The 7864-nt window shown below is 45.0% G+C and carries 8 protein-coding genes, 1 pseudogene and 1 riboswitch; of the genes and pseudogenes, 8 read left to right on the top strand and 1 reads right to left on the bottom strand.

Translation table 11 applies throughout. From position 1 onward, the window contains the following. Together B9N89_RS31755 and B9N89_RS26605 are read left to right on the top strand one after the other, a co-directional pair. Nucleotides 1–372 (top strand): annotated as a pseudogene (locus B9N89_RS31755) (hypothetical protein); the annotation flags it as partial. Between the two features lie 52 nt (nucleotides 373–424). Continuing rightward, a complete protein-coding gene (locus B9N89_RS26605) occupies nucleotides 425–925 on the top strand; it encodes an RpnC/YadD family protein (protein ID WP_132324523.1) in 501 nt (166 codons plus the stop codon). 262 nt (nucleotides 926–1187) lie between these two features. Here the strand turns inward: B9N89_RS26605 and B9N89_RS26600 are convergent, their stop codons facing one another. Beyond that, nucleotides 1188–2078, bottom strand: a complete 891-nt coding sequence (locus B9N89_RS26600) for an RCC1 domain-containing protein (protein ID WP_132324521.1) — start codon at nucleotides 2076–2078, stop codon at nucleotides 1188–1190. Between the two features lie 232 nt (nucleotides 2079–2310). Here B9N89_RS26600 and B9N89_RS31565 point away from each other — a divergent pair, with 232 nt between their 5' ends. The 6 genes from B9N89_RS31565 (at nucleotide 2311) to B9N89_RS26575 (ending at nucleotide 7847) form a co-directional block, all read left to right on the top strand. Further along, nucleotides 2311–2466, top strand: a complete 156-nt coding sequence (locus B9N89_RS31565; RefSeq protein WP_159455659.1) for a hypothetical protein — start codon at nucleotides 2311–2313, stop codon at nucleotides 2464–2466. 109 nt (nucleotides 2467–2575) lie between these two features. Beyond that, nucleotides 2576–2650, top strand: a riboswitch (cobalamin riboswitch). An 80-nt stretch (nucleotides 2651–2730) separates the two neighbouring features. After that, nucleotides 2731–2904 (top strand): CbtB domain-containing protein, encoded by a 174-nt coding sequence (locus tag B9N89_RS26595; protein ID WP_132324519.1) that lies wholly within the window; start codon nucleotides 2731–2733, stop codon nucleotides 2902–2904. Between the two features lie 10 nt (nucleotides 2905–2914). Then, nucleotides 2915–3670 carry a CbtA family protein gene (locus B9N89_RS26590; protein ID WP_132324517.1) on the top strand — a complete coding sequence of 252 codons (756 nt, stop codon included), beginning with the start codon at nucleotides 2915–2917 and terminating at the stop codon, nucleotides 3668–3670. Then, nucleotides 3657–4016: a (2Fe-2S) ferredoxin domain-containing protein gene (locus B9N89_RS26585; RefSeq protein ID WP_132324515.1), complete on the top strand. Its 360-nt coding sequence runs from the start codon at nucleotides 3657–3659 to the stop codon at nucleotides 4014–4016. Before B9N89_RS26590 ends, B9N89_RS26585 begins: the two co-directional genes overlap by 14 nt. Nucleotides 4017–4235: 219 nt before the next feature. After that, a complete protein-coding gene (locus tag B9N89_RS26580; protein WP_132324513.1) occupies nucleotides 4236–5507 on the top strand; it encodes an ABC transporter substrate-binding protein in 1272 nt (423 codons plus the stop codon). Nucleotides 5508–5519: 12 nt separating this feature from the next. Beyond that, nucleotides 5520–7847 carry an ATP-binding protein gene (locus tag B9N89_RS26575; protein ID WP_132324511.1) on the top strand — a complete coding sequence of 776 codons (2328 nt, stop codon included), beginning with the start codon at nucleotides 5520–5522 and terminating at the stop codon, nucleotides 7845–7847. Nucleotides 7848–7864: the final 17 nt, after the last annotated feature.

The raw sequence follows: 7864 nt of genomic DNA, 5'->3' as shown, positions 1-7864 counted from the left end.
CAGGCGGACCATAAGAATCTGTACACGACGTTCTTGCTGTTGAAACGTGTTTTGGAAAGTTCTCCAGAATTTGCTGATATAGCTCAAGCATTTATAGCATATGTAACAGCCGTGACTCGGGCGGAGGAAAGAGATCCTTCGATAAAAGTGAAAAGTTTGGATGAGGTTGAAATCATGCTTTCTAAAAAAATTGATAATTGGATTGCTGAGGGTGAAGCTAAGGGCAAGATAGAAGGCAAGATAGAGGGCAGAAAAGAGGCCCAACTAGCGATAGCATTGGCACTTCTTCAGAAAGGTCTTGATAAGGCCGTGATTGCTGAGGCCACTGAACTATCGCTAGAAGAAATCGAAGGCCTCACCAAGAATGTTTGAATCTAGAGGATGTATTTGGTCCTAATGTGACCTGTTTGCTAATATAGTTCCTATGACCCAGCTCCTTCTTGATGAAAAACGTGTACCCGTGAGCGATGACGACATCAGCTCGGATAATCTTGTGGCCCCGATATTTGCCTTGGAGCAGGCGGACCATAAGAATCTGTACACGACGTTTTTGCTGTTGAAACGTGTTTTGGAAAGTTCTCCAGAATTCGCAGATATAGCTCAAGCATTTATCGCGTATGTAACAGCCGTGACTCGGGCGGAGGAAAGAGATCCTTCGATTAAAGTGAAAAGTTTGGATGAGGTTGAAATCATGCTTTCTAAAAAAATTGATAATTGGATTGCAGAGGGTGAAGCCAGAGGAGAAGCCAGAGGCGAGGCTAAAGGAAAGGAAAAAGGCAAGATAGAGGGCAAGGTAGAGGGCAGAAAAGAGGCCCAACTAGCGATAGCACTGGCACTTCTTCAGAAAGGTCTTGATAAGGCCGTGATTGCTGAGGCCACTGAACTATCGCTAGAAGAAATCGAAGGCCTCACCAAGAATGTTTGAATCTAGAGGATGTCTTTGACCCTTAAGGAATCTCTTTGCTAATCTCACCTCATGGGCCGAGCTAGACAAGACATCGTGAAACCTTCATCCTTACTCCACGTGATATTCAGGTATCACATATCCATTCCTCAGAAATGGAAAAACTCGTCTATCAAATTCTTCTGAAGTACCGTGTTACGCTTGTTCTTAGAGGTTAGTGGAGTGGAGCTTTCAAGATTGAACTGAAGCATGGCGAAGATATTTTACAGGGAATGAGCTTCCGTTAAGGTAAGGAGCCTGCATCGAGTTGACCTTCATCACTTTTTCCCCAGCAAAGTGTTTTATTGTTTGAAGTATGGGCACAGCTATGGCTATCCCCTGAGCCGATGGCCAGAAAGTTGTAGTTGAGGTAATCTGCGGGCAAGGTGGTTTGCCCCTGGTCGTTATTGCCCCAGCAATATAAATCAGAGCTTCGGTCGATAGCACAAACGTGGTTTTTACCAGAGCTGACACTGCTGAAGGACTTGGTGATAACAGTTCGGTCAACGATGATAGCTCCCCAACAATGGAGGTCACCATCTGTCTCGATCGCACAAGTATGATCTCCTCCTGCGCTAACCGTAGCAAAAGACTTGCTTCGTACACTTGATGGAATCGTTGTTTGCGAAAATTGATCGTCGCCCCAGCAGCTAAGTTCCTGATCTGAGTCGATCGCACAACTATGCCTTTCCCCAGCAGAAATAAATAGGATCGGTACATTGACCAGCAGGCTGGGGACATCACTTTGGTCAAATTCGTTGCTTCCCCAGCAGTATAGGAAGCTGTCGCTGTCGATCATACATGCGTGAGAGTCTCCAGCTGCAATGCGCGTTACTGATTTTGGGGCAAGCTCCGTGGGTAGGCTTAGATCCGCGTCGTCTCGCTCCGACCAACACTCGGCCTGATCGCTTTGATCGATATAGCAAATAAAGTCTCGGCCCATAGCGAGGGACTTTGGGTCTTCTGACCTTAGGGATGAGAACGTTTGTTTACCCCAGCATCGAATATCGAAATCTTCGTAAAGATAGCAGCTGCTATCGCCTCCGCTAAAAAGCTGGTAAGTCTCGTTGCTCGGCTCAATCTCGACCACTACTTGTTGGTTATTGTCATCTGGGAAGATTCTAGAATTGCTCAATGAGCAACCGTAAATTTTCAGTAATACTAGAAAAGATAGAAGTTTCACTGATACCTCGGCCTAAGCTTTCACCTGACTCAGTTAGTGTACTATATCGGACAAGAGGCATAACTTATCAATATCGACAATTCTTCTTAGCTTATCCCGAGGATCCAAGGTCTCGTGTCTTGGCCTTGTCTCATGACTCCGCTATAATATCCCTATCGACGACAACTCAATCAGGTGCGACTCCATGGACGACAAGAAGATTCTGCAAAAGGCCATTAAGCGAGCGATATTAAAAATAAAAAATGGTAGTGCCTCCTCAGAAGAGATCTCGGCAGAGTTTGCTACCGCTATTGAAAAGTACTTTGAACACAAAGTTAGCAACGAGAAGCAAGCCAGCTAAGGCTAGGGTGACCTAGTCTATTTCACCCATGATTCTACCTGCCTAATTGCCTAGTAGATGACAAGCTCCAAATTTGATAACGTGCCTCGTCATTATTCATGGCTTTGGTGAAGTACGGTGTAAATCCGTCGCTGTCCCGCAACTGTGAGCCCGTTAGGGTGAGCCAGATCCCAAAGTCAGGTGAAATAAGCCCGAGGAGGTATCTTATTGTGTTGAGACATTCCCCGGACAATTGAATATCATTGATTTGCAAGGAGGCTTGCCATGGCTCGTGTTGTCAGCACTCAATCCCAAAGTGTGTCCACTCAAGTACTTTTAGCCACAATCTGTTTCGCAATGGGTTTAGCAATCATGCTGGCGGTTGGATTTTCGGCGCCCATCGAGGCTCATAATGCAGCTCATGACACACGGCATGCAGCAGCGTTCCCTTGTCACTAGGAGATTCTAAGTGTCTAAAATTTTTATCGTGGCTTTTCTTTCTGGCATTATGGGTGGGAGCCTATATAGTCTTGTCCAGAATTATCGAGTAGTGCCTTTAATCGCCCAAGCTGAATTGTTCGAAGGCGGTGACATTGTCTCCTACGATGATCCTGATACTGTTGAAGGTCACGTAGCTCACCAGCATCTATTGAACCCCGACGGTGTGGAAGAGGGTGCCAATCACCATGATCCCTCTGAATGGAAGCCCAGCCAAGGGGCTCAAAGGCTATTTTTTACTTGGGTCTCGAATGTCGTTCTTGCAACTGCCTGGTCTTTTTTATTATGTGGCATTTTCTTGTTTATTCCTAAACTTTCTATGAGGGTAGGAATGTTATGGGGGCTCCTTGGATATCTTGCATTTTTCGTGGCTCCTGCTATCGGTCTTCCTCCTGAGCTTCCAGGTATGCTGGCAGCTGATCTTGAAGATCGCCAGCTTTGGTGGTTACTGACAGCTGCATCGAGCTTCTCAGGAATGATCTGCTTGTACTTTGGCAAACACTGGACGATTCGCTTTTCCATGGTAGGTTTTCTCATCTTGCCGCATGTTTTTGGGGCTCCACATCCCCGAGTTCAGGGGGGGACGGCTCCTGAAACTCTTTGGAAGAATTATGTTGCAGCTACCTACGGGGCGAATTTGATTCTATGGCTTAGCCTTGGTTTGATAGTGGCCTTCCTTTTTCGGAAAGTAGCGAGTGAAGGCGTCTGGTCCTATGCTAGAGACTAAGTTCCAAGCGCTCGGGCATGTGATCATTTGCCAAGGGTGCTGCTGTGGTCAAGTCAAAGATGGAAACCCAGAGGTGCCACTAACCTATCTGAGGAAGGAATGGATCAAGCATCGTCTATTCCGTTGGTTTCACCTGAGTATTTCGGAGTGTCTTGGTCCCTGCGATCTGCCTAATGTGATTTCCATAACGACAAATAATCAAAATTGGTACTTTGGAAAGCTTCAGGTCCATGACTACCATCTTCTGGTGTCTTGGCTAGTATCATGTAAGAAAACTGGGCAGTTAAAACCTCTACCTTCGTCTCTTATGGAGCTAAGTATGAAGCGCTTTCGTTCCCTAGACTAGGGTTGATGGAACTCAAGGCTGTCCCCATCGGGCTTTGCCAGGCAATTCAGAGATCGAACCGAGCTCAATCGGTATATATTTGAAATTATTCTATTTTTTTGGGGGGAGGCCTTAACAAGCGACTTAGACCGTGGGGTCAGCTAGATCCACCTAAAAGTAGTTTTATTATGCCTCTAAAGGCTCCGAAGACAGGATCGAGGAGTACTTAGGGGAAATATTATGTCCAAAAAACCCATGACACGCCGGGATGTTGTGAAATCGGGCTCGCAGGGGATTATGGCTTTAGCTGTGGCCAAGAGCAGTCCAATGGCATTTGCCAAGCGAACTACGACACTTCGTATCCTTGGGACTCATGTCACCCTTCAAGAAGAAATACGCCACCGGGCGATGACAGAGCTTGGTATCAACCTTGTCTTCGAGCCTATGGGTAGCGCTGCAGTCTTACAAAAAGCCTCTGCCTATCCTGAATCGTTCGATCTTTACGAACAGTGGTCTGATAGTATCAATATTCTATGGCAGGCGAAGGCGATTCAATCGATTGACCGGGAGAGGATTCAGTACTGGCCAGAAATTAATCCTCTCGCTAAGGAGGGACGCATCGCACCAGATGCAAAACTTGGTAAGGGCGATGCTCCCTACAAGCTTCTTTATGTGCAGCCTGACCGCTCTTTAAGTTCGGTGGAAAGCAATAGTATCAGTTTTTTGCCATACGTTCACAATGTTGACTCCTTTGGATATAACACGAATTATATTCCTCAGGGAATTCCCTATCAAACTGAAAGTTGGTCCTGGCTCCTTGATCCTAGCTATCGTGGAAAAGTGGGTCTTGTTAACGCTCCCACTATTGGCATCTTCGATGCTGCTCTGGCTGCTCAAGCTCGAGGCTTGGTTCAATTCAAAGATATAGGTAATATGACAGTCAAAGAGATCGATCAGCTTTTCGAGATTCTAATTGAGTATAAGAGGCAAGGTCATTTTGCAGGCTTTTGGAACTCTGTGCCAGAATCTGTAAATTTTATGACCCAAAAAAGAGTCTATATTGAAAGCATGTTTTCTCCTGGCGTATCTGCAGCTAATGGGCGCGGAGTTCCGGTAACCTATGCGGCTCCCAAAGAGGGTTTTAGAGCCTGGCATGGTGTGATGTGTCTATCGTCTCGCACCGAAGGCTACGAGAAAGATGCAGCCTACGAATACATGAATTGGTGGTTGTCCGGTTGGCCCGGAGCTTTTATTGCTCGTCAAGGATACTATATATCCAACCCTGATCGATCAGAAGAATTGCTACCAAAGAATGAGTGGGCCTACTGGTATCATGGTGACGTCGCCACAGAAGACTTCAAAGGAACTGATGGTCGTATCTCAGTAAAGAAAGGTAGTATTCGTGATGGTGGTAGTTATATAAAGCGATTTAGCAATATAGCAGTTTGGAATACCGTGATGAATAACTACGATTATAGCCTTGATAAGTGGTATGAATTTCTAAGTTCGTAAGTTTGAAAATCGATGCTCAAAGAAGTGACAAAACATTTTAGTAACCTTCCTATTGGGATCAAGATTGGTCTTGGTCTTGTTCTGGTGTTTGTTGTATTCGGCATACAGGCCTTTTCCAGTTATAACTCAATCCGAACGACTTCAAATGCATTTAAAGAATTTGAAACTCTCTCACGAAACACAGTATCAGTGCTCGTGATCGACAAAAATATATCTGAAATCCAAAAAACGGCCTTAGCCTATGGCCAAACAGGTAGCTCATCAATCATTCAAAAGATGAATGAAACACACGAAATGATTTCGAAAAGATTATCGGATGTGCTTGAAAAGACCAGCGACCAAGATCGTCGCCAGCTTCTCGAACATATGATTGTCTTGTTAAATAGCTACGGCAACAACATCAAGGCTTTGAAGAGGAGCTATGAGTATCGTAGCAATATGATTGAAAACGAGATTCCAAAAAGCCTTGAGGAGGGCATGCTCTCTATAGAACAACTTAGCAATAGCTTGTCGAATAGGCCATCACCTCCAAATCATAGGATACTTGCTAATGAACTACGCCTAGCTTGGCTAGAAATAGAAATCGCGACGTATCACTTTATCAATGAACGCAAGTATGAAGAGCGAAAGAAAGTAAAGCAATTAGTACCCAAGATGAAGGACATGATATCGCGCTTAAAGCTAAAATCTCTTGATCGACAGGAGCTTTCTGAACTGGAAAAAATAGGAGCAACCATTGATCAATTCATTGGTGTATTCGATCGTGCTGTTCAATCAAATCGATTGTATCTATCGTTACTAAATGTAGTTATGGCGGGTCAGGCTCACGAGTTTGCTCAACTAGTTGAGCGATTGAGGTATGAAACCATTGCTCAACTAGAAGATATTGCGAGTAAGGGAGATGAGCGTGTTACAGAAAGTCGGCAGGTTCTTCTTGCGAGCTTACTCATATCCCTTTTGTTACTCGGGATGATTGCCTACTACTACGAGGTGAGTATCTCTAGGGCAATCAATGCTATAGTCGGCACCTTTCGAAGGCTTCTGGAAGGTGATTTTGAAGCTCTTGTTCCAGGAGCCGAGCGGCAGGACGAGATCGGCCAACTTGCAAGAGCCGCAAGTGCTTACATGGAAATGAGCAAGAAGTTTGAGGACGCGAAGGTAAAGGCAGAGGAGTCGGAAAAGCTAAAATCAGAGTTTTTGGCCAATATGAGCCACGAGATACGCACTCCATTGAATGGTATTCTGGGGATGGTTTCCCTACTTCAGGATTCGGAAGTGAGCGACAAGCAAAAGCATATGCTCGACACTATCGATACCTGTGGCGATAACTTACTCTGCCTACTCAACGATATTTTAGATCTTAGCAAGATAGAGGCAGGGCAAGTAGATTTTGAGCAGCGATCGTTCAATTTACAAGATCTACTCAAGCGATTGGAAGGGCTCTTTTCGAACTTAGCTGATCGTAAGGGGCTAAAACTCACCTGTGAATTTAAATCACCTGATGGATTGGAGTTTGTTATTGGTGATGAAGTTCGTTTGCAACAAGTTCTATCAAATTTATTGAGCAATGCTATCAAGTTCACCGATAGTGGTGAAGTAAAGGTGGTCATTGAATCTAGAAAGTTGGATCGTGAAAGCTATATGCTCGATTTCAAGGTGAGTGACACGGGCATCGGTATTGACACCAAAAGCCGAGAGGCTCTGTTTGAGGCATTTTCTCAGGCAGACTCTTCAATCACTAGACGCTACGGAGGTACTGGTCTTGGCTTAACTATATGCTCTAAAATTGTATTTCTCCTGGGGGGTGTTATTCAGGTTGAAAGCCAACTAGGCCGGGGGTCTTGTTTCTCGTTTTCGATTCGTCTTTCTAGAGGAGAGGCCTTATCACACAATGCCAAGAAAGTGGTTGACTACGAGTTCCAACGAAATCTTACGGTTCTAATAGTAGACGACAATGGGGTAAATATTGAGTTAGCTCATCTACTCCTGGAAAAGATGGGTCACAATGTGATAGAAGCGTATCAAGGTCTTCAAGCTGTTGAAATATTGGAAGATCAGAATCTTTGGGTCGACGTTGTGCTTATGGATATCCAAATGCCTATCATGGATGGTGTGCAAGCAACGACTACCATAAAGGGTATGCCCCATCGGAAAGATATCCCTATTCTTGCCATGACAGCCAACGTCCTAGCAGAGGATCGCGAACGCTATCAAAAAGCAGGAATGGAAGGATTAATATCTAAACCTATTCGGAAGAGAGACTTGCAAAAAGCTTTTTCCGAACTTGCTGAAAACCAAAGGCTTCCAGAGCCGCCCGAAGAAAATAAGCGGAGCGCATGATCGGGATCTCCGCCAAA

The sequence above is a fragment of the Pseudobacteriovorax antillogorgiicola genome (assembly GCF_900177345.1).
Classification (GTDB): domain Bacteria; phylum Bdellovibrionota_B; class Oligoflexia; order Oligoflexales; family Oligoflexaceae; genus Pseudobacteriovorax; species Pseudobacteriovorax antillogorgiicola.
Note: the sequence above shows the minus strand (reverse complement) of the source record. Positions and strands in the feature narration are given on the sequence as shown.

What these genes read in the sequence shown, in the direction of transcription:
- B9N89_RS26605 (WP_132324523.1), top strand. Translation starts at nt 425, where the DNA reads ATGACCCAGCTCCTTCTTGATGAAAAACGTGTACCCGTGAGCGATGAC.
- B9N89_RS31565 (WP_159455659.1), top strand. Translation starts at nt 2,311, where the DNA reads ATGGACGACAAGAAGATTCTGCAAAAGGCCATTAAGCGAGCGATATTA.
- B9N89_RS26595 (WP_132324519.1), top strand. Translation starts at nt 2,731, where the DNA reads ATGGCTCGTGTTGTCAGCACTCAATCCCAAAGTGTGTCCACTCAAGTA.
- B9N89_RS26585 (WP_132324515.1), top strand. Translation starts at nt 3,657, where the DNA reads ATGCTAGAGACTAAGTTCCAAGCGCTCGGGCATGTGATCATTTGCCAA.
- B9N89_RS26580 (WP_132324513.1), top strand. Translation starts at nt 4,236, where the DNA reads ATGTCCAAAAAACCCATGACACGCCGGGATGTTGTGAAATCGGGCTCG.
- B9N89_RS26575 (WP_132324511.1), top strand. Translation starts at nt 5,520, where the DNA reads ATGCTCAAAGAAGTGACAAAACATTTTAGTAACCTTCCTATTGGGATC.